The following is a 20,081-nucleotide window of genomic DNA, read 5'->3' as shown; positions in this document are numbered from 1 at the left end:
CCCTATCACATTTACGAAACTTTGTTCAGTTTTCAAAGGACTACCTTGTCCAAAAGGCAACTCTGAAATCATATCAGATTGCTCAATAGCTGTCAACTAAATCATTCAATTGTCAGCGCATGGCAACCACGATGATTGCCTCAACGACGCTATTTATCATATCAGCCAGGCCGCAGACCGTCAACAAATTTCGAATCTTTTTCACAATCCCGAACATCATCGGACTGGAGATTATTCATTGTTAGAGTTTTAGCACTATTTCACTCTGTGAACGCCACTTTTATCCGGAGTTAATCATTCCCGCTCCAAAAGAAAAAAGCCGCTGCAAGCAGTGGCTTTTACCCTTATGGACGCATTGTTGGGAACAAAAGAACATCGCGGATCGATGCCGCATCGGTCAACAGCATCACTAATCGATCAATGCCGATCCCCAGTCCACCAGTTGGCGGCATCCCGTACTCAAGCGCCTCGATGTAGTCCTCATCGATCGGCTGCGCCTCATCGTTACCAGACGCCTTCTCAGCCGCCTGAGCTTCAAACCGCGCCCGCTGATCGATCGGGTCGTTGAGTTCGGTAAAGGCATTGCCGTACTCATTGCCGTGAATGAACAACTCGAAACGATCCACAAAGCGAGGGTCTTTCTGGCTCTTCTTGGCCAGCGGCGAGATTTCGATCGGGTGACCGTAAATAAACGTTGGCTGCTGCAGCGTCGGCTCCACGAACTGTTCGAAGAACGCATTGATGATGTGTCCGGTCTTCCAGAAAGGCTCGTAGTGAACGCCCTTCTCGTCAGCCAACTTTCGTGCCTCTTCCGTACTCATCGGTTGCCAGAAATCGACGCCAGTAACATCTTTGATGGCGTCAACCATGTGCTTGCGGGCAAACGGCGCGTCCAAGTCAACGTCCTGGCCCTGGTAAACGAATTTGCCGGAACCCAGCACCTTATTGGCAACGAACCGGAACAGGCCCTCGGTTTCCTCCATGACATCGGAGAGATCCCAATACGCGGCATACGTCTCCAACTCGGTGAACTCCGGGTTGTGCTTGGTATCCAGCCCTTCGTTGCGGAAGACTCGTCCAATTTCATAAACGCGCTCCATCCCCCCGACGATCAGGCGCTTCAAGTGCAGCTCCAACGCGATGCGCAGATACAAATCAATGTCCAAGGCGTTGTGGTGCGTGATGAACGGCCGCGCCGAAGCACCACCCGCAGAAGTGTGCAAAACCGGCGTTTCGACTTCCAGAAAATCGTTATGATCGAGGTACTCGCGCACGGCGCTGACAATGTGCGACCGCTTAACGAAGCGGTCGTAACTGTCAGGATTGGCAATCAGGTCCAGGTAACGCTGGCGATAGATCTGTTCCACATTGGTCAACCCGTGGTACTTGTCAGGCAGTGGCCGCAGCGCTTTGCTGAGAAAGGTCACATGCGTCGCCCGCACGGTCAGCTCACCGGCGTCAGTTTTCATCATGTCCCCTGCGATGCCGAGAAAGTCGCCTAAGTCAGACTTCTTGAAAATCTGATAATTGTCATCGCCGACGACGTCCTTACGCACATAAATCTGAATCCGGCCCGAGCGGTCGCGCAGATCCGCAAACCCGACCTTGCCCTTGCCGCGCTTGGCCATCATCCGGCCCGCGATTGTCACCTCAACGGGCTTAGCGGCCAGATCATCCTTGTCAGTGGCATCGTACTGATCGTGAAGCTGCTTGGCCAAATGGCTCCGGTCGAACCGATGACCGAACGGGTCGATCCCGTTTTCGCGCAACGCGTCCATCTTTTGCCGCCGTGCTAACATCTGATCGTTCATTTCTGTATCTTTAGCCATGTTTTCCTCCTGTCGTGTCCTTAGCCATTTTGCCAATGTCACAGTAAAAAAGCAACCGGCTAGCCGGCTGCTTGCGCTTTTTCGCGGGCTTCAGTCTCTTCGACAAAGCGGTCAAAAATATCGTCCACTTCCTGCTCAGTCTCCACGCTCATTGCCGCGGCCTTGGTCCGGGCTGCACGCGGAATGCCCTTCAGGTAGTATGCGGCCTGACTGCGGAACTCTCGCACAGCCAGGTGCTCGCCTTTGAGCTCCACCAGGCGGTGAAGCTGCAACTTGGCGGTCTCGATCTTTTCGCGCGGCGTCGGTTCAGGAATCAACTCACCAGTGCGAAGATAAGTCTCCACGCCGCGCAGCATCCAAGGGTTACCAAGCGCGGCCCGGCCGATCATGACCGCATCCGCCCCCACTTCGTCTAGCATTCGCTTGGCGTCCTGCGGCGAGCGCACGTCACCATTGCCCATGAACGGAATGTGCAGCTGGTGCTTCACTTCCTTGAGGATGTTCCAGTCCGCATGGCCGCGGTATAGCTGTTCACGCGTGCGCCCATGCATGGCCAGTGCCGATGCGCCGGCACGTTCAGCGGCCAAAGCATTTTCCACCGCGTAAATATGATCATCATCCCAACCGGTGCGCATCTTGACCGTCACCGGCTTGTGCACCGCGTCAACGACGGCCGCGACCATTTCGTAAATTTTGTTCGGATCCAGCAGCCAGTGGGCCCCAGAATCTGTTTTGGTGACCTTGGGCACCGGGCAGCCCATGTTGATGTCGATAATGTCGGCCTCAGTATTTTGGTCGATAAACTTAGCCGCGTTCACCAAATTTTCTTTATTGCCACCAAAAATCTGAATCGAGATTGGATGCTCACGCGGATCAACAAATAGCATACTCAACGTTTTTTTGTTGTGGTACATGATCCCCCGGTCCGAAATCATCTCGCACACGACCAGCCCGGCGCCAAACTCTTTGGCCGTCACGCGAAATGCCGCGTTCGTGATGCCCGCCATGGGGGCCACCACAACGCGATTAGGAATCGTGACGTCGCCAATCTTCCAGCTCAGTGAATCAGTTGCCATTATCTTCATCCTTTTCTTGTAAAAATGCCGTTAACTCGGTTTCAGAATACTCGTACTTGCGCCCGCAAAACTTGCATACGGCCTCGGCGCCATGGTCTTCCTGGATCATTGCCGTCAACTCATCGCGGCGAAGGGACTTCATGATGTCACCAAAATGCGCCTTGCTGCAGTTACATTTGAAGCTGACCGGTTTGGTCGCGACCACGTCAATGGCCACATCGCCCATCGCCCGCGTCGCAATTTCTGCCGGCGTCATGCCCTGGCGCAGCATTTCAGACGTTAGCGGCAGCGTCTTCACCGCCGTTTCAACCGCCGTGATCTCCTCTTGGCTCGCGTCGGGCAGGGCTTGAATCATAAACCCGCCTGCAACCTGAATCGTGTTATCGGCGTTCACAAACACCGACAGCCCAACCGCCGACGGAATCTGCTCGGATTGCGTGAGATAGTATGCGAAGTCCTCGCCTAACTCGCCGGAAACTAACGGTACCTGACCGGTAAACGGCTGACCAAAGCCTAAGTCCTTGGTGACCGCCAGCAGACCTCGACTGCCGACTGCGCGCGCCACATCGATTTTACCCACCAGATTCAGCGGAAGCGTCACGTGCGGCTGCTCAATGTACCCGCGCACGGTCCCGTGGCTGGTGCCGTCGACGACGATGAAGCTGACCGGCCCATCCCCCTTCAGGCGAACGGTCAGCAGATCGTCTGCCCCCTTCAGTCCGGCCGCTGAAAGCAGCAGCGTCGCGACCATGGTGCGCCCCAAAGCGGCACTCGCCGCACTCCAGGTGTCATGGCGCCGCTGGGCTTCAGCAATCGTGTGTGTGGCGTCCACCGCAAATACACGGAAGGCCCCATCTTTGGATACGGCAGTGATCAATTGATCAGACATTTTGGCATCTCCTTGGCTAACTAAACGAAAGTATCATACCAGAAAACCCGCAGCCCTGCCACTTTTTCAGAAAGCGGTCCTTCAGTCCAACGCGCTGGCAGGCAGCAAAAAACGGCCGCTAATCGAAGCGACCGCTCTAAGCTTTGCTTAATCTTCTGGATGGTCATCGGGTGAAGCCGACGCATCACTTTGCGCACTTTCAGAGTCAGAGGCTTGGCTGGTGCTTTCTGAGGCAGGTGCAGACGAGGCTGTTGACTCGCTGGCATCGTTATTTTCAGCGGCACTGGCACTACCGGCGACGCTGTCAGCAGTTTCAGAGGCACTGGCGGCCGATTCAGCCGTGCTGGCAGCCGAGCCGTCTGTATCAGCGGCGGAACTGCCTGCCTGCTGCTTTGCCTTGTCCTTTTGTTCCAAAGCTTTCTTGGCTTCCTCAAAGGTTGCCGCCTCCGCTTTTTCACTCGGGAATTCGCTTTGGTCTTCAGGCATCTTGCCGTCCTTAAACAGGGACAGGATCTGCTTTTCGTCCAAAGTTTCGTACTTCAGCAAGGCATCGGCGATGAGCTTATGCTGCTCGCGGTGGCTCTCGATAATGTCGTGAGCCCGCTGGTGGTCTTCCTCAAGGATCCGCCGAACTTCATCATCAATGGCGGTCGCGGTCTGCTGCGAGTAAGGTGCAGACTGACCGTACTGAGCGCCGACGAACGGCTGGCCACCTTCACGTTCAAGGGTCACAGGCCCCAGACGATCGGACATCCCATAGGTTGTGACCATGCTCCTTGCAAGCTGAGTGGCCTGCTCAAAGTCATTGGAGGCGCCAGTGGCTTTAATGCCAAAGATGATCTCTTCAGCAGCCCGGCCACCCATCAATCCGATGATCTGCTCGTTCAGGTCCTTCTTAGTCAGCATGTACTGATCTTCCTTCGGCAGGGTGATGGCGTAACCGCCAGCCCGGCCGCGAGGAATGATGGTAACCTTACGCACGACCCGCGAATCAGAAAGAACTAACCCGATCAAAGCGTGACCCGCTTCGTGGTAAGCCGTGATTTCCCGGTCCTTTGGCGCAATGACCTTGTTTTTCTTGGCCGGCCCGGCGATGACGCGGTCTTCCGCTTCATCAATATCGCTGGCATCGATCTTGTCTTTGCTCCGGCGAGCGGCAACCAAGGCCGCTTCGTTCAGCACGTTTTCAAGATCGGCCCCAACAAACCCAGGGGTTTGCCGTGCCAACTCAGCCAGGTCAACATCGTCGGCCAAAGGCTTATTCTTCGCGTGAACTTTGAGGATCGCTTCACGGCCCTTAACGTCAGGCTGCCCAACCAGAATTTTCCGGTCAAACCGGCCTGGCCGCAGCAGCGCTGGATCAAGCACATCGGAACGGTTAGTCGCCGCGATGACAATGACACCTTCGTTGCCTGTAAACCCGTCCATTTCAACCAGCAACTGGTTCAAGGTCTGTTCACGTTCATCGTGGCCGCCGCCCATGCCGGCACCACGCTGACGACCGACCGCATCAATTTCATCGATAAAGATGATCGACGGTGCGCTCTTCTTGGCCTGATCGAACAGGTCACGCACACGAGAAGCCCCGACCCCGACAAACATTTCAACGAAGTCAGACCCGGAAATTGAGAAGAACGGCACGCCGGCTTCACCGGCAACCGCCTTGGCCAGCAAGGTTTTACCAGTACCCGGAGGGCCCTCCAACAGCACCCCGGCTGGGATGCGGGCACCTAACTTAGAGAACTTGTGGGGATCCTTCAGGAACTCAACGACCTCGACCAGTTCCTGCTTTTCTTCTTCCTCACCGGCAACATCGGAGAAGCGGACCTTATTGGCCTTCTTATCCGCCGGCTTGGCTTTGGACTTGCCGAAGTTCATCACTCGACCGTTGCCGCCGCCTTGACCAGACTGGTTCATCATCATGTAGAAGAACACCATGAAAATAACCAGCGGCAGTACTGTGATCAGCAGTGTCACCCAAACGCTGGAGGAGCTTTCCTCCTGCGTGCTAATGGCAACGTCATTTTTATCGGCTGCCTTGGTGATCGTCTGCATATAGGTGTTGTTCGTCGGAACATAAGATGAGAAGTGAGAGGTCGTGCTTGAGGTTGCCCCCATCAGCCCGAGACCAGTCTGGTCGTTTGTGACCTTCTTCGCGTTCTTGTATTCCCCTGTGACTTTGTAGACGCCGCCACTTGGCTGGATCGAGAAGGACTTGATTTTGTCCTTCTGCAGCTCAGAGATGAACTGACTAGAGCTCAGCTCCTGGGTCGTGCTGCCACTATTGCCGCGCAGGTACCATGCAAACACGGTGACCAGCACGACAAAAAGAACCACATAGGTCAGCGTGCTGCCAAATAGCCCATTTTGTTTTTTCTTCATGCATAACCTCCAGCAACGTAGTGGATAATATATTTATAGTAACATGATACACCCAAGCTATGCTGACACTCAGTTCTCATAGATTGCCGGTTTCAGCACACCGATGTACGGCAGGTTACGATAACGCTCAGCGTAATCCAGGCCGTAACCGACGACGAATTCGTTAGGCACCTTCGTCCCCACGTAATCCGCCTTGACCGTCTTAATGCGGCGGTCGGGTTTGTCCATCAGGGTGCAAACCTTAATGGACTTGGCATCGCGAGTCTTAAAGATTTTGATCAGGTAAGACAAGGTCCTGCCAGTATCAACAATGTCTTCGACGATCAGTACGTCGCGGCCGGCCACGCTGGTATCCAAATCCTTGATGACCTTGACCTCGCCAGAGCTCTCAGTCGCGTTCCCATAACTGGAAACGTCCATGAAATCCAGCTCAACGTATTCATCTAGCTCACGGACCAGGTCGGTCATAAACATAATCGCCCCTTTTAAGATGCAGACGACCAGCGGATTCTTGCCCGCGTAATCCCGAGAGATCTCGCCAGCAAGCCGTTTGATGATCGCATCGATATCCTGTTTTGAGTAAAGCACCTTCAGTATGTCGTCATTCATGCGCTGCCTCATCCTTTGTGTCTGATTTCATTGCCAATACTGTTTGCAGTATATCAGTTTGAGAACCAGCAAACAATTGACGTGGCGCAATTCCTTCGACCCAGAAGACCTGATTACCGGCCGCGGCGACCAGTCTGAGACTGCGCGCCGGTTGCGGAATTTTTTGATTGATAAAAAATCGCCGCAGCAGCTGATGCTGACCATTTGCCAATTGGACCTCATCGTGTGGCCGCCGGGTGCGCAGGAGGACCGGTGCGACAGGCACTGCCGCGAGCTTTCGGGCGCCGGCCGGCAAGTGGGTAAACACCCCGAACTGACACCGCCCAACTGAATACCACCGGTTTAAGTCTTTCAGCGTGACGGCACCAGGGTGCGCGTCTGCCCCCCTCACGCTGAGCTGACCGTATGCAGCGACCACCTTCCGCCCACCGGCCACATCAAACTGCTTGGTGCCGCGACCAGCGGCCAGTGCTCCCAGCAAGGCCGCCTGCACCGGCGGTTTGACTTGCACGTGCCAGCGCGTCAAAGCACTGGTCAACAATAACTGTTGAATCGCCTCAGGTTCGTCAGCGTAGCGATGCCAGTCAAGCGGCGCGGCCGCATTGGGCGGGAGCATCTCGTTGACCTGCCGCTGAGCGAGCAGCATTGTGGCTTCGAGGTCGCGGCTAAAGCGCCCTGCATGCTGCAAGACCCCTGCGTTGACCGCCTTCATCGCAGGCACTGCATCTCGCCGCAACCGGTTGCGCGCGTAGTGCACGTCAAGATTGCTGTCGTCCTGGCAGTACGCCAACTTAGCTTCGGCCGCGTAGGCAACCAGGGCCGCTTTAGGGACCGTGAGCAGCGGCCGAACCACCAGCAAATCACCCCAGCGGCGCATCGGCGCAATGCCGGTCATGCCGGTCACTGAACCGCTTCTGGCCAGTCGGAAAAGGAGCGTTTCCAGCTGATCGTCGGCGTGGTGCGCCGTCATCAGAACGCTTGCCCCGACCGCCTTGGCAACTTGGCGCAAGAACGCGTATCGCGCCTTGCGGGCCGCTGCCTCCAGCCCGTGCGCGGGGTGATCTGCCACCGCCCACGCCCCGGTTTTGACCGGCAGCTTCAGTGCTTCAGCGGCCTGGACGACCTGAGCCTGCTCTGCCGCGCTGGTCGGGCGCAGCCGGTGATCAAACGTGGCCACCGTCAGCTGCAACCGGTGCGGATGCAGAACGCTCAGCAGGTTCATCAACACAGTTGAATCGACCCCACCGGACACCGCCAGCACGACTCGCTGACCCACGGGCAAATGAAATGGTGCAATCAACTGCTCAGCTGAGCGCATGGCTAGCTCCTTTCCGCATGTTGACCAGCCTAGCACACGGAGCTTGCGGCTTCGTCATACTAAAGGCTGATTTCTGACAGTGTGTCACATCACCGGTAAAAAAAGTGCCGAGGACAGCCCTCGGCATCGGCTTAACTCCGCCGGCCGCCACGGCCGCCGCGCTTACCCTCGGTGTTGTGCCGCAGGTCGCTCAGCCGTGACTCACTTTCTTTGAGAAATCCGGACATCATCGAATCAAAGTCATCTTTGGGCGCATCCTTGCCAGCGTGACCAAAGCCGCGACCGCCGCCGTTGCTGTGCGGTCGCGGCCCGTTGAAATTGCGCTCCCCGTGACTTTCGGCGTGCGGCGCATGATTGAAGTGACCACCGTGGCTGCTTTGAGCGTGTTCCCCTGCCGGCTTATCGACCGCTTTTCTAATCGAAAGGCCGATCTTACCGTCCTTGATGGTCATGACCTTAACGGTGACTTCATCCCCAACGCTCAGCACATCGTGAATATCTTTGACGTAAGCGTCAGAGATCTCGCTGATGTGCACCAGGCCGGTCGTCCCGGAACCCAGGTCGACAAACGCCCCGAAATTCGTGATCCCTGTGACCTTACCTGTTAACTTCTCGCCAACTTCAATCGCCATATAAAAAGATGTCCTCCTGAATGATTTGTGACTCTAAGTATACCACGCAAAAACCGCCACGCAACAGACGAGCTCGCGGTTAATTCGAGTTCTGCGTGTCGGTTTGGACGGATGGCAGGGAGAAAACAACTTCCCCCGGTTTAGACATGAGATAACGTTCGCGGACCAATTTGCCCAGATACTGTTCATTGTTCAACTGGTCGATTTTGACCTTCAATGATTGCTTCTGCGCCTTGGCCTGCGCTAAATCGGCTTTGGCCGACGCCACTGCCGTCGACTGCGTCTTGATGGCATTGTTGGTCGACACCAGCTGGTAGCCGCCCACCCCACAGATCATCACTAAAGCCGCGGCAAACGTCACCAGTCGGCGTTTATGAACACGCAGAGACCGGCTCGTGTGCACCGGCTGTTTAACTGTTTGCGTTGGCCGCAACTGTCGAATATTAGAAGCCATCAAGAACCCACCTTAATCATGCTGATAGATCTAGTATAACAAAGCCCCGTCACGCAGTGCGTTACAGTTTAATAACTTTCTTTGTAGCTTTCATCCACGACCGTGTACATTTCCCCGGCCTGCTCTTTCTTGGTGAGCTCGTTTAAGGCCGCAACCTTGACCGTCAGGGTCTTGTTGCCAAAAACGATTACCAGCGTGTCACCGATGGCCACGTCGCTGCTCGATTTGGCCACGCGGCCGTTGATCGAGATCCGCCCTTTGTCGGCGATTTCTTTAGCCACCGTGCGGCGTTTGATGATGCGCGAAACCTTCAAAAATTTATCTAATCGCATAACTATTCCTTCCGGAAGCGATGCTGCCACCACTTCATGAACTTGCGCCCGTACGGAATCGCGAGGACTTCCCGCACGGTGTAAAGGCGAAAAATCGCCCCTAGGACCACAAACAATAAGACGCCTAGTGGCACTGCCACCACAAACACCCAAAGCGTTTCCACCCGATTTTGAGGCTGCATGTGAACGGCCACCAGGTGAACAACCACACTCATTGGGCCCACCACTAGCATGAGCCGCGCGTTAAACCCGCGCGGATCGGCCCCTTGCAAACTCCGTGGTAGTTGAATGTAGAGCAGCACCACGATCACCGCCAAGGCAAGCACCGTGGCCGCCGCAGCACCAACCGCGCCATACCGCACCGTCAGCAGCGGATTGGCGATCATCTTGACGACCAGTCCCGCCAGCAGCCCATAGCTGGTATAACGAAAGCGATTCAGACTTTGCAGCACAGCGTTATAAGCGTTGATCAGCGCCACCAGCACGATGCATAAGGTGTAAACGCGCAGCGTGCCGGTCAGCACCGTATCGCCAAACAACAACCGGTTGACGCTTGGCATCAGGGCGATCAGGCCTGCCGCAGCGGCCAAAGAAAGCCCCAGGTTAAAGCGGATCAGCTGCCGCGCGGTTTGCTTAAACGCCGTCCAGTGCCCACGCGCCACCGAGCGACTCAGACTGGGGAGTAAGGTCGTCGAAAGTGAAGTGGCGACGACCAACCCCAGCTGCACCAGCGGCTGGCCGCGGTCGTACACCCCCTTCAGAGCCCGCGCCGCAGCCGGGGCCATGCCCCGCGCGATCAGCCCGCGCGTGACCGTGAAGGAATCCACGAGTTGAAGCAAGATCAGCAGCGCGGAAAAAAGCGCGATTGAGCCGCCTTCCTTCACGAACCGGTCAAACAAATGACCATACTCGCTCAGCGGCGTGGCTGCGTGTGGGAAACCGCGGCTGGCCTTGAGGTAAGCCGGTAAAATGACCAGTGTCGCGCCCAGACCACCAATAAAGGCTCCGGTCATCGCCCAGGCCGCCATTTTGTATGGCCCCCAGGCGTGCTGCACGGCCACCCCCGCGGCCAGCAAGATCACGCCTACGCGCAGCAACTGTTCGACGACTTGGCTGATCGCCGTTTTGGTCATGTCAAACGTGCCCTGAAAGTACCCCCGGGCTGCCGACAGCACCGGCATGGTCAGAAACATCAAGCCGACCGAACGCACGATGGGCGCCAAACCGGCATCCGCCATCGCGCGCGCAATCAGGTCCGCCCCCAGTTCCAAAACCGCAAACATCGCAAACCCGATCCAGGCCATCAGCACCAACGCCCGGTGTGCCACCGCCGCTTGCGCCAATGGGTCACGTGCTTGCGCCACCTGCTTTGAGATGTACACCGGAAAGCCAGACAACGCAAAGGTCATCCCAATGCCGTACAGCGGATAAATCTGCTGATAGGCGTAAAAGCCAGTATCGCCGACCATGTTTTGAAATGGCACGCGGTAAACCGCGCTGAGGATCTTGGCAATCAGCCCGCCAAGACTGAGGATCCAAGCCCCACGCATCACCTTGGACATGCGTTTACTTGCCATCGGCCACCTCCTGTTGCTGCTTGGCCAGTGCCTGGACAAAGGCAGTCAGCTCGGTGAGCCAGTCGGCGGTCGCCATCCCCTTGGGCAGCAGTAAGGTCACAATCAGCGGCCCGTCTGCAGTCACGCGGGCTTTGAGCTTGGTCTTGGCCAGCGCGGCAAATAGCTTCTCGCCTTGGACCGCACTGGCGGCCTTGGCACTGAGTTGCACCATGATTTGCCGCTCGTCGCGGGTGATTTTTTCGACCTGAGCGGCATCCGCAAACCGCTTCAAATGCGCCACTGCCAGCAAGTTGGCGACCGGCTCGGGGTAATCGCCAAACCGGTCGATCAAATCGGCTTGCAGTTCCTGTTCCTGCGCGGCGCTTTCAGATTCGCGCACGCGCTTGTACAGTTCGATCTTCTGGGCGGGATCGGCAACGTAACTGTCTGGCAGGTAAGCCTCAATGTCCAAACTGACCTCCGCGTCAAGTTTGACCTGGTGCTGCTTGCCTTGCTTGACGGCGACGGCGTCTTGAAGCATCTGCGTGTACAGATCGTAGCCGACTGCATCGATGAAGCCGTGCTGCTGGCTGCCCAGCAAGTTGCCCGCCCCGCGGATTGACAAGTCGCGCATGGCGATCTTAAACCCAGAGCCCAGCGCGGTGAAGTCCTTAATGGCGCTCAGCCGCTTTTCGGCCTCCTCGGATAACACCCGATTCTGCCGGTACATGAAGTACGCGTACGCCACGCGGCTGGAGCGGCCGATCCGGCCGCGCAGCTGGTAAAGCTGCGCCAGGCCGTAATGGTCGGCATCCTCAATGATCAGCGTGTTGACATTCGGCATGTCCACCCCAGTTTCAATGATGGTGGTCGTGACGAGTACGTCATAATCCCCGTGGACAAAATCGTAAATCACATTTTCCAGTTGGGTCTCGGTCATCTGGCCATGCGCATAGGTCACGGTCGCGTCAGGGACCAGCGCCTCGACCTCAGCCACCGTGCGTTCAATGTCTGCCACCTTGTTGTGCAGGTAAAAGACTTGGCCCCCGCGCTCCAGCTCGCGCTCGATCGCCGACTTGATAACGCCCCCGTTTTGCTCCATCACAAACGTCTGGATCGGGTAACGGTTGGTCGGCGGCGTTTCGATCACCGACAGATCACGCACCCCCAGCATCGACATGTTCAGTGTCCGCGGGATCGGCGTGGCCGTCAGGGTCAGCACGTCCACATTGGCCTTCATCGCCTTGAGCTTTTCCTTGTGCTTCACACCGAAGCGCTGCTCCTCATCGATAATCAGCAGCCCCAAGTCGTGGTAGTGCACATCCTTGGACAGCAGCCGGTGAGTCCCGACCACAATATCCAGTTTCCCGGACGCCAAATCGGCCAGTGTCTGTTTGGCCTGCGCTGGCGTGCGAAAGCGTGAGAGCATCCCCACCTCGACCGGAAAATCAGCGAAGCGGTCGATCATCGTGTCGTAGTGCTGCTGAGCCAATATGGTCGTGGGCACCAAAAAGGCGACCTGCTTGCCGGCCTCAACCGCTTTAAACGCCGCCCGCAGCGCCACTTCAGTCTTGCCAAAACCAACATCACCGACCAACAGCCGATCCATCGGCCGTGACTTCTCCATGTCCTGCTTAATTTCCTTGGCCGATCTCAGCTGATCGTCAGTCTCGGGATACGGGAACTCAGCCTCAAATTCGCGCTGCAGATCGTCATCAGGTGGAAAGGCATACCCTGGCTCGGCTTCGCGCGCGGCGTAGAGTTTGATCAGGTCGTCGGCAATGTCCTCGATCTTAGCCGCGACTTTTCGCTTCGTCTTCTGCCACTCGCTGCCGCCAAGTTTGTTGATGCGGGGCCGCTTGCCATCCGCCGCCACATACTTTTGCACCAAGTGCAGCTGGCTGACCGGAATGAACAGCTTGTCCCCTTTTTGGTACAGGATGGTGATGTAGTCCTGATGGACCCCGTCCACTTCGAGCGTTTGCATGCCCACGTACTCACCGATCCCGTGGTTCACATGGACCACGTAATCGCCGGGGTGCAGATCCGTGTATGACCGCAGCCGTTCCGCATTCGCCAAGGTTTGATGCCGAGCACGCCGCTTGACTTTGGCGTTAAACAGCTCGTGTTCGGTGACTACCACCAAGTGCGCAGTCGGCAGTTCGAACCCATTGGCCAGCGTCCCCGCGACCACCTGCTGCACCCCTGGCAGCAGCGCGCTGGGTTCGGAAATCACCGCGTCGATGTCAAAATCACGCAGCGTTTCGCTCAGCTTATCCCGCCGGGCCTTCTCGCCCACTAAGTACACCACGGTTTGCTTTTGTTTCCGCCAGCGGTCCGCCTCAGTTTTCAGCAGCGGCATCTGCGAGAAAAACTGCTGGACGTTGCGCGTCGCGATGTTGGTCAACGACTTGAGCCGAATATTACCCATGCCTTTTTGAAACAGGCTCAGGTAAAGGTGCGGCCGCCGCTCGGTGCGGTCCAGTTCCTGCAAGGTGAGGCTCGGTTGTGCTTCCGCCAGCTTACCGCCTTCCTGCAGGCTGGCGTACCAGTCAGTGGTTTCCTGCAGCAGCGAGACATCGGCGTCTGCCAGTTTTGTGTAATCGTCATACACGACCACCGCCTGTTTCGTCAGGTAACTGCTGATCTGGGCCGACTCAGGATATAGTGCCGGCATGTAAAGCGCCAGCGAATCAGGCCGCTCTCCGCGGCTCATCTGATCGGCCACGCTGAGCAGTTCATCCGTTAACGCCTGCTTCGCCTCTTTCGTCTTGGCCTTGGCCTTGGCTTTGGTGCCAGCGGCCGTGAGTCTGGCACCGGCAGCTTTCAACGTTTCGGTCGAGGCGACCAGATCCGTCGCCGGTGCGATCGTCACTGCCTCCAGGTTCTCAATGCTGCGCTGCGTGGCCATGTCAAAGCGCCGCAGGGAATCCACCGCGGTATCAAACAACTCGATCCGCACCGGGTCATCCTGATTCAACGGATAAATGTCGATGATCCCGCCACGGATGGCAAATTCACCAGGCGCTGCGACCAAGTCGTCGCGCCGATAACCCATCGCGACGAGTTGACCAGCCAGTGTGCCCGGATCAATTTCAGAATCCATGCTGAGTGTCAGACTGGCCTGCTGCCAGGTCGTCTGGGGCACGAGCTGCCGCTTCAGGCCGGCCAGGCTGGTGACCACAATGCCAAGCTGGCCGGTCTGAAGCCAGTTCAGCGTATTGATCCGGTCGTTGACGGTGTCCTTCGAACTGACGGCAACTTCCGCCGCCAGCACGTCTTCCACCGGAAAAGGCCACACCAAATCAGCTCCCAGCAGCCCAGTCAGGTCTGCCGTGAGCTCATCTGCGTGGTACCGATCATTTTCGACCACCAGCAGCTGCCGCTGAGTTTTCTTTAGCGCAGCCGCCAGAAATAACGTCTTGGCTGATCCGTCCAGACCTGTGACCAGGTGTCTTCCGGCATCCAGGCCCGGCCACAGCGCGGCCAGCTCTGGTGTCTGCATCATCATCCCGATGAGATCCATGTTATCTCCTATCTAAAACACTTTGCTGTGAGTATCGCACGGCTCGGCGGCTAACCTGCGCCTTGGTGCCCAGTTTAATGCTTAATTATATTTATTCATCAGCGCAGAAAACGCCAGCCCGTGGATCCAGTCATCGGCCGCGAGCTGAAGCTTGTCCAAACCGTTCAAGATTTCGACCTGGTCAGTCGGCGAAAATGGCGTCAGCACCCAGTCCACCACTTTTTGTTTTTGCGGGTGCTGAATGCCGATTTTCGCCCGGTAAAAGTCCTGCGTACCGAGCACGTTGATGATCGACTTAATGCCATTGTGCCCTCCGGCCGAGCCCTTCTGCCGCAGGCGCAGCCGGCCCATGGCCATGTCCATGTCATCCTGGATGATCAGAATCTCGTCTTGCTGGAACTGATAAAACGCCTTGAGCTGGCCGACCGCACGCCCGGAATCGTTCATGAAAGTCTGCGGTTTGACGAGCAACACCTTTTCCCCAGCGACCCAGGCCGTGCCTGTCAACGCGTTAAATTCCTGCTTAGCGATGGCGGCGTCATAGCGCTTGGCTAACGCGTCCACGGCCATAAACCCGATGTTATGCTTGGTTTTTGCATACTGACTGCCTGGATTACCCAGGCCCACGATCATTTTCAAAAAATTGCCTCCTCAGCCCAGCTGTGATACGCAAAAAAGCGGGAGCTCCGCTTGCCAGGCCCGCTGTCTGTACTCATTATACCAGAGCCGGCAAGTCGGCTCCGGTGCACCAGGCTAGAGATGAAAGTCCGGTTCGTGATGAAAACGCTTCATTTCAAATCCCGAATTTTCTGCATTCCCGGCTAAAAGCCCAACCTGCCGCCTGGTGAATTGTTTCACGAGAACGCGGTATACAGCCATTATCCCAGTTTTTAAGCGTTCCATTAAGGGACGATTAATTTTCTGGAAATCCGTGCATCAATGAGCGAGTGTGGTATACTTCAAAGTGAATTGCACACTGCACACATGAAAGGATGATATCACCGTGGCAAACGCAAAAAAAGATCACCAAAAAGTAATTCTTGTTGGTGACGGTGCCGTTGGTTCTAGTTACGCCTATGCAATGGTATTGCAGGGCATTGCCCAAGAAATTGGGATCGTTGATGTTGTTAAGAACAAGACAAAGGGTGACGCGATCGACTTGAGCAACGCGCTGCCATACACTCAGCCGAAGAACATTTACTCTGCTGAGTACAGCGACGCAAAAGACGCTGACCTTGTTGTTATCACCGCCGGCGCACCACAAAAGCCAGGCGAAACTCGCCTTGACCTGGTTAACAAGAACCTGAAGATTTTGAAGTCCATCGTTGACCCAATCGTCGACAGTGGCTTCAACGGGATCTTCCTGGTTGCTGCTAACCCTGTTGACATCCTGACCTACGCGACCTGGAAGCTTTCCGGCTTCCCGAAGAACCGCGTTATCGGTTCAGGGACTTCCTTGGATACCGCACGCTTCCGTCAGTCCATCGCTGAGATGGTCGGCGTTGACGCCCGTTCGGTCCACGCTTACATCATGGGTGAACACGGTGACACCGAATTCCCTGTATGGAGCCACGCCAACATCGGTGGCATCAAGATTTCTGAATGGGTCAAGGCTCACCCTGAAATCGATGAGAGCAAACTGGTTGACATGTTCACCGATGTCCGCGACGCCGCTTACAAGATCATCGAGCTGAAAGGCGCGACCTTCTATGGTATCGCCACTGCCCTGGCCCGCATCTCTCAGGCCATCCTGGACGATGAAAACGCCGTTCTGCCACTGTCCGTTTACATGGACGGCCAGTACGGTCAGCACGACATCTTCATCGGTTCGCCTGCCGTGATCAACGCTAATGGGATCTCAAGCATTCTTGAAATTCCTTTGACCGACCACGAACAAGAATCCATGAACAAGAGTGCTGCCCAGCTGAAGAAGATCATCGACGACGCGTTCGCTAAGAACGACATCGAGACTCGTCAGTAATTCCGACCAGCATTCAAAGGAAAGCGCCGCCTGCGGGTGGCGCTTTTTTGCTGCCGTTTCAGCTGTATCTGGTCACCTGTGGTATGATAAAGCAATGAGAATGCGATCCAAAACGGGGAACTTGGAGGAATAAGTATGTTGATCAAGTCACTGGTTCAAAAAAAAGCGGATCTGACGACAGTTAAGGAAACAGATACTTTGGAAGAAGCCCTGGCCACGCTAGAGGACTCGGGTTTTCGCTGCGTCCCGATTCTCGATGAAAGCGGGCAGATTTTCCGCGGCAACATCTATAAAATGCACATCTACCGCCATAAGTCCCAAGGCGGTGACATGTCCCTGCCGGTGACCTACCTGCTGAAAAACGCGACCAAGACCATTCCCGTGGACGCGCCGTTCTTCAAGGTCTTCTTCAACATTAAGGACCTGCCTTACATCGCGGTGCTCGACGAAAACGCCAACTTTTACGGGATTCTCACCCACTCCCGCCTGCTGGCAATGCTGTCCGAATCCTGGAACATTGACGTTGGTTCTTACGTACTGACCGTGATGTCTTCTGGGCAGCGCGGCGACCTGGCGGCAATGAGCAAGATTCTTGCCAAGTATGTCTCAATTTCCGGTTGCCTGACGCTGGACGCCAAGCAGGAAGAAATCGTGCGCCGCACCCTGTTCACCCTGCCCGCGGGCATTGATGAGGCCACGCTGAACACCTGCGTGGCCAAGCTCGAGCGCAAGGGCTTTCGGGTCGCGGAAATCGACGACCTGCAAAGCGGCCAACCCCTTCGGGTCGATGAGGAGCTATGATTTAAAAAGGACGCAAACACGCCGCCAATCTCAGTCATGCTGGGGTTGGCGGCGTGTCTTTTGGTTTTTGGATGATTGCGCTATTGAACGCGGTTGGAGAAGTGCACGGCCTTGTTGATCAGGTACATGACCGGCCACGAAATGACCATAATGACCAACTCGGATAACACCAGCTCGCCTAGGGTCAGCATCGACGCGCCGCCGAACCAGGCCATGTGCCCGGTCCAGACAATTTCGATCCAGATCAGGAACATCGTCAGGCTCATTGAACAAACCGCTAGAAGCTGACGTTGCCAAACCTTGGGCAGCTTTTGGCCCAGCGTGGCGACCAGGCCCAATCCAATCAAGCTCTGGCCCCCACCAAACAGCACGTCCAGCCAGCCCATCGGCGAAAACAGTGCGTTGTAGATCACGACCCCAACGACGACGCCGAACAGATACTTGCGATTGAAGGCGACCAAGTGGTTCAACGCTTCCGAAATGCGGAACTGGATCGCCCCGCTGGCAAGGTTGAACACGCCAGGCACGACCGACAGCACGACGTAGAGTGCGGCCACCAACGCGTTGATGACCAGCGTCCGCGTCCCTGTATGATTTTGCATAAAATGAGACCTCCTAGTTTTTTTACGTGGGATGGATTGCGAACCACGACTCCCCAGTTTCCCATGAATGCGGCGTGCTGTCCACCGAATTCACCTTTTTTCTGAAAAGTGATTGGTCATTAACCATATTATGCCGTACACTGAAAGAGAGTGGTGGAAACCACCACAAACATCTCAAAGAAAGCAGGCATACGATGACAGAAGCAACAGCTTACCGGCTGAAACAAATCATGACTCAAGAACATCTGAGTCTGACCCAGGCGGCAAAGCAGATCGGGATCTCAGCTTCCAGCATGCGCAAAGTGCTGAAAGATACCCCGATGAGCCGGCCGATCACGTTTAAGATTAACCGCTTCATCGAAGAGCACCCGGTCCAACAAGCTAAGAACAGCTTCACCATCTTTGACTCTGCCGAGGAAGAAGCCAAATCAGCGGCCCCGAAGAAAACAGTTTCGGCAGCCAAGCAGGCACCTCAGACAGAGCAAAAAGCAGAAGCCAAACCGCAAAATCGAAACGAACCAAAGCAGAACCCGAACCAGGGCGCGAAACCAAAACAGGAACCAAAAGCCGAAACTCAGGCGTCTTCTCAGCCCCGGCGCCGCGGTCGCCGGCAGCAGGCGGAAAAAGAACCAGTGCAAGCTGTTAAGGCGAACCAGCCTAAGCGCGGGCAAGAACAGCCAAAGGCCAAGGCTCAGCAGCATCAGGCTAAGCCCGCAGCGGGCAAGCAGGCGCAAAACAACGCCCAAAAGAATCAGCAGCCCGATGAAAAGAAGAACCGGCCTAGTCGCCGTTCTCGTAAAGCCGAGCAGGCCGAAGGTGAGGCGCACCGGACCAGTGCTCAAACCGCGCAAGGCCGGGCCACCCAACGCCAAAAAACACGGGTTGAACAGCCGCGCCAGCAGTCCACTGTCGCCGCGCAAAAGCAGGAAACGGCAGCTACCGCCTCGCATGTGGCGCCAACCACTGCACCAAGTACCAGCACTGCCAACAGCGCGCCGGCAACCAAGCCGACCACCGCGCCTACTAAATCAGCTGACACCCAGGCAACAGAGCACACTGACAATCGGCCTGCTCGCCAAGACAACACCATTTTGATTTACATAGATGAGTCCTTCGGCGGCGGTTCGGACTATCAGCGCAACATGTCGATTGGGGCCACCGTTGTGGATCCGGACGATGAGCAAGCCCTGCAGCCATTTATGCAGACCCTTTACCCGTTCGGCTGGCAGCCAGGCGATGAGGTCAAGGCCCGGGGCAAAGCCCGCGAGCAGCTGGAATCCATGCTGCGGCACGCCAACACCGACCGCGCCGCCACTTACGCGGTGTACTCACCGCTTTCTGACACAGGCAACTTCTCGCTCAGCTTTGGCATCCTGTACCCGTATGTCGCGGCCTTGATTCGCATTTTGGCCGCACTGCCGACCAAACCGACCAAGGTCCGCGTCGCCATGGATCAGCGCAGTGAGATCACTGATGACCAACTGGCCATGGCTGCCCGCATGCTTCACGCGTACGTTAAGGCCCAAACCGGCCGGGACGTGATCTTCATGTTCCGCACCACGGATTCGAAGCAAACCATCGGGGTTCAGTACTCAGACTTTGTGTCACACGCGGCCATGATTTTTGGCCCTGACCAAATCAAAAGCACCGGCATCCATAAGTTGCCAGCAATCGGTACCCAACTCGGCGACCAGCTGCAGCTCTTCGCCATGGTGGGCCTGCAAAAGTACCTGCTTGACGATGGCGCAACCCAGGACGAGGCGCCGCAACCGTTCAAGAATCCGCTGCTCAACGCCGCAGACCGCATGACGCATCTCGCGGAAAAGGCCGCAGACATTCCTGATGTGCCTGAGGACACGTTCGCGCAGGCCAAGCTAGTGGTCAACCAGCTGCTTCAGATCGCGCCTAGCTCAGTGGCAGGCGCCATCAACAAGATGCCGTTCCAGAACTGGTACGACATTCTTGCCCGCACCGCTGCCCTGTTGCACTACACAGACGAATCACTGCCGCCATTCCGCATTGATCCGGACGCCATGCAGATCGCCACGGATGCCCTCAATAACATCCAGGCGCTGCTCGCCGGCGCACGCTAAC

General features: G+C 56.4%; 16 protein-coding genes and 1 riboswitch. Of the genes, 3 read left to right on the top strand and 13 right to left on the bottom strand.

The window, feature by feature from the left end; genetic code table 11:
- Positions 1-344 precede the first annotated feature (344 nt).
- From lysS to pth, 12 genes are all read right to left on the bottom strand, one after another.
- Positions 345-1,829 carry a lysine--tRNA ligase gene (gene lysS, locus FC75_RS00515; RefSeq protein ID WP_056988733.1) on the bottom strand — a complete coding sequence of 495 codons (1,485 nt, stop codon included), beginning with the start codon at positions 1,827-1,829 and terminating at the stop codon, positions 345-347.
- Between the two features lie 59 nt (positions 1,830-1,888).
- Positions 1,889-2,905: a tRNA dihydrouridine synthase DusB gene (gene dusB, locus FC75_RS00510; protein WP_082397672.1), complete on the bottom strand. Its 1,017-nt coding sequence runs from the start codon at positions 2,903-2,905 to the stop codon at positions 1,889-1,891.
- A complete protein-coding gene (hslO, locus tag FC75_RS00505; protein ID WP_054661998.1) occupies positions 2,895-3,794 on the bottom strand; it encodes an Hsp33 family molecular chaperone HslO in 900 nt (299 codons plus the stop codon). The genes dusB and hslO overlap by 11 nt, the downstream gene beginning before the upstream one ends.
- Positions 3,795-3,941: 147 nt before the next feature.
- On the bottom strand, positions 3,942-6,176 hold the full coding sequence (gene ftsH / locus FC75_RS00500) for an ATP-dependent zinc metalloprotease FtsH (RefSeq protein WP_056988731.1): 2,235 nt from the start codon (positions 6,174-6,176) through the stop codon (positions 3,942-3,944).
- A 69-nt stretch (positions 6,177-6,245) separates the two neighbouring features.
- The gene (hpt, locus tag FC75_RS00495) at positions 6,246-6,785 is read right to left on the bottom strand and encodes a hypoxanthine phosphoribosyltransferase (protein WP_054661995.1); all 540 of its coding nucleotides are present in this window, start codon (positions 6,783-6,785) and stop codon (positions 6,246-6,248) included.
- A complete protein-coding gene (tilS, locus tag FC75_RS00490; protein WP_056988729.1) occupies positions 6,778-8,103 on the bottom strand; it encodes a tRNA lysidine(34) synthetase TilS in 1,326 nt (441 codons plus the stop codon). The genes hpt and tilS overlap by 8 nt, the downstream gene beginning before the upstream one ends.
- Before the next feature lie 131 nt (positions 8,104-8,234).
- Positions 8,235-8,735, bottom strand: a complete 501-nt coding sequence (locus FC75_RS00485) for a S1 domain-containing RNA-binding protein (RefSeq protein WP_054661986.1) — start codon at positions 8,733-8,735, stop codon at positions 8,235-8,237.
- Positions 8,736-8,814: 79 nt separating this feature from the next.
- Positions 8,815-9,189 (bottom strand): FtsB family cell division protein, encoded by a 375-nt coding sequence (locus FC75_RS00480; protein WP_054661983.1) that lies wholly within the window; start codon positions 9,187-9,189, stop codon positions 8,815-8,817.
- Between the two features lie 68 nt (positions 9,190-9,257).
- Positions 9,258-9,521 carry an RNA-binding S4 domain-containing protein gene (locus FC75_RS00475; RefSeq protein WP_056988727.1) on the bottom strand — a complete coding sequence of 88 codons (264 nt, stop codon included), beginning with the start codon at positions 9,519-9,521 and terminating at the stop codon, positions 9,258-9,260.
- Between the two features lie 2 nt (positions 9,522-9,523).
- Positions 9,524-11,098 (bottom strand): putative polysaccharide biosynthesis protein, encoded by a 1,575-nt coding sequence (locus tag FC75_RS00470; protein ID WP_056988725.1) that lies wholly within the window; start codon positions 11,096-11,098, stop codon positions 9,524-9,526.
- The gene (gene mfd / locus FC75_RS00465; RefSeq protein ID WP_056988723.1) at positions 11,088-14,603 is read right to left on the bottom strand and encodes a transcription-repair coupling factor; all 3,516 of its coding nucleotides are present in this window, start codon (positions 14,601-14,603) and stop codon (positions 11,088-11,090) included. Before mfd ends, FC75_RS00470 begins: the two co-directional genes overlap by 11 nt.
- Before the next feature lie 81 nt (positions 14,604-14,684).
- The gene (gene pth / locus FC75_RS00460; protein WP_054661980.1) at positions 14,685-15,242 is read right to left on the bottom strand and encodes an aminoacyl-tRNA hydrolase; all 558 of its coding nucleotides are present in this window, start codon (positions 15,240-15,242) and stop codon (positions 14,685-14,687) included.
- A gap of 358 nt (positions 15,243-15,600) precedes the next feature.
- Here pth and FC75_RS00455 point away from each other — a divergent pair, with 358 nt between their 5' ends.
- Both FC75_RS00455 and cbpA read left to right on the top strand, forming a co-directional pair.
- Entirely contained in the window at positions 15,601-16,584 is a 984-nt protein-coding gene (locus tag FC75_RS00455; protein WP_054661977.1) for an L-lactate dehydrogenase, read from the top strand.
- A gap of 135 nt (positions 16,585-16,719) precedes the next feature.
- The gene (gene cbpA / locus FC75_RS00450) at positions 16,720-17,385 is read left to right on the top strand and encodes a cyclic di-AMP binding protein CbpA (protein ID WP_056988721.1); all 666 of its coding nucleotides are present in this window, start codon (positions 16,720-16,722) and stop codon (positions 17,383-17,385) included.
- Between the two features lie 80 nt (positions 17,386-17,465).
- Here the strand turns inward: cbpA and FC75_RS00445 are convergent, their stop codons facing one another.
- Positions 17,466-17,987 carry a QueT transporter family protein gene (locus tag FC75_RS00445; RefSeq protein WP_056988720.1) on the bottom strand — a complete coding sequence of 174 codons (522 nt, stop codon included), beginning with the start codon at positions 17,985-17,987 and terminating at the stop codon, positions 17,466-17,468.
- A gap of 7 nt (positions 17,988-17,994) precedes the next feature.
- Positions 17,995-18,040: riboswitch (PreQ1 riboswitch) on the bottom strand.
- A 141-nt stretch (positions 18,041-18,181) separates the two neighbouring features.
- Between FC75_RS00445 and FC75_RS00440 the strand changes: the two genes are divergently transcribed.
- The gene (locus FC75_RS00440; RefSeq protein WP_056988718.1) at positions 18,182-20,080 is read left to right on the top strand and encodes a helix-turn-helix domain-containing protein; all 1,899 of its coding nucleotides are present in this window, start codon (positions 18,182-18,184) and stop codon (positions 20,078-20,080) included.
- Position 20,081: the final 1 nt, after the last annotated feature.

Source organism: Lacticaseibacillus camelliae DSM 22697 = JCM 13995 (genome assembly GCF_001436615.1).
Taxonomy (GTDB): domain Bacteria; phylum Bacillota; class Bacilli; order Lactobacillales; family Lactobacillaceae; genus Lacticaseibacillus; species Lacticaseibacillus camelliae.
Note: the sequence above shows the minus strand (reverse complement) of the source record. Positions and strands in the feature narration are given on the sequence as shown.

Excerpts from the sequence above, each read along its gene's own strand:
- lysS (WP_056988733.1), bottom strand. The coding sequence starts at position 1,829 with ATGGCTAAAGATACAGAAATGAACGATCAGATGTTAGCACGGCGGCAA.
- dusB (WP_082397672.1), bottom strand. The coding sequence starts at position 2,905 with ATGGCAACTGATTCACTGAGCTGGAAGATTGGCGACGTCACGATTCCT.
- hslO (WP_054661998.1), bottom strand. The coding sequence starts at position 3,794 with ATGTCTGATCAATTGATCACTGCCGTATCCAAAGATGGGGCCTTCCGT.
- ftsH (WP_056988731.1), bottom strand. The coding sequence starts at position 6,176 with ATGAAGAAAAAACAAAATGGGCTATTTGGCAGCACGCTGACCTATGTG.
- hpt (WP_054661995.1), bottom strand. The coding sequence starts at position 6,785 with ATGAATGACGACATACTGAAGGTGCTTTACTCAAAACAGGATATCGAT.
- tilS (WP_056988729.1), bottom strand. The coding sequence starts at position 8,103 with ATGCGCTCAGCTGAGCAGTTGATTGCACCATTTCATTTGCCCGTGGGT.
- FC75_RS00485 (WP_054661986.1), bottom strand. The coding sequence starts at position 8,735 with ATGGCGATTGAAGTTGGCGAGAAGTTAACAGGTAAGGTCACAGGGATC.
- FC75_RS00480 (WP_054661983.1), bottom strand. The coding sequence starts at position 9,189 with ATGGCTTCTAATATTCGACAGTTGCGGCCAACGCAAACAGTTAAACAG.
- FC75_RS00475 (WP_056988727.1), bottom strand. The coding sequence starts at position 9,521 with ATGCGATTAGATAAATTTTTGAAGGTTTCGCGCATCATCAAACGCCGC.
- FC75_RS00470 (WP_056988725.1), bottom strand. The coding sequence starts at position 11,098 with ATGGCAAGTAAACGCATGTCCAAGGTGATGCGTGGGGCTTGGATCCTC.
- mfd (WP_056988723.1), bottom strand. The coding sequence starts at position 14,603 with ATGGATCTCATCGGGATGATGATGCAGACACCAGAGCTGGCCGCGCTG.
- cbpA (WP_056988721.1), top strand. The coding sequence starts at position 16,720 with ATGTTGATCAAGTCACTGGTTCAAAAAAAAGCGGATCTGACGACAGTT.
- FC75_RS00445 (WP_056988720.1), bottom strand. The coding sequence starts at position 17,987 with ATGCAAAATCATACAGGGACGCGGACGCTGGTCATCAACGCGTTGGTG.
- FC75_RS00440 (WP_056988718.1), top strand. The coding sequence starts at position 18,182 with ATGACAGAAGCAACAGCTTACCGGCTGAAACAAATCATGACTCAAGAA.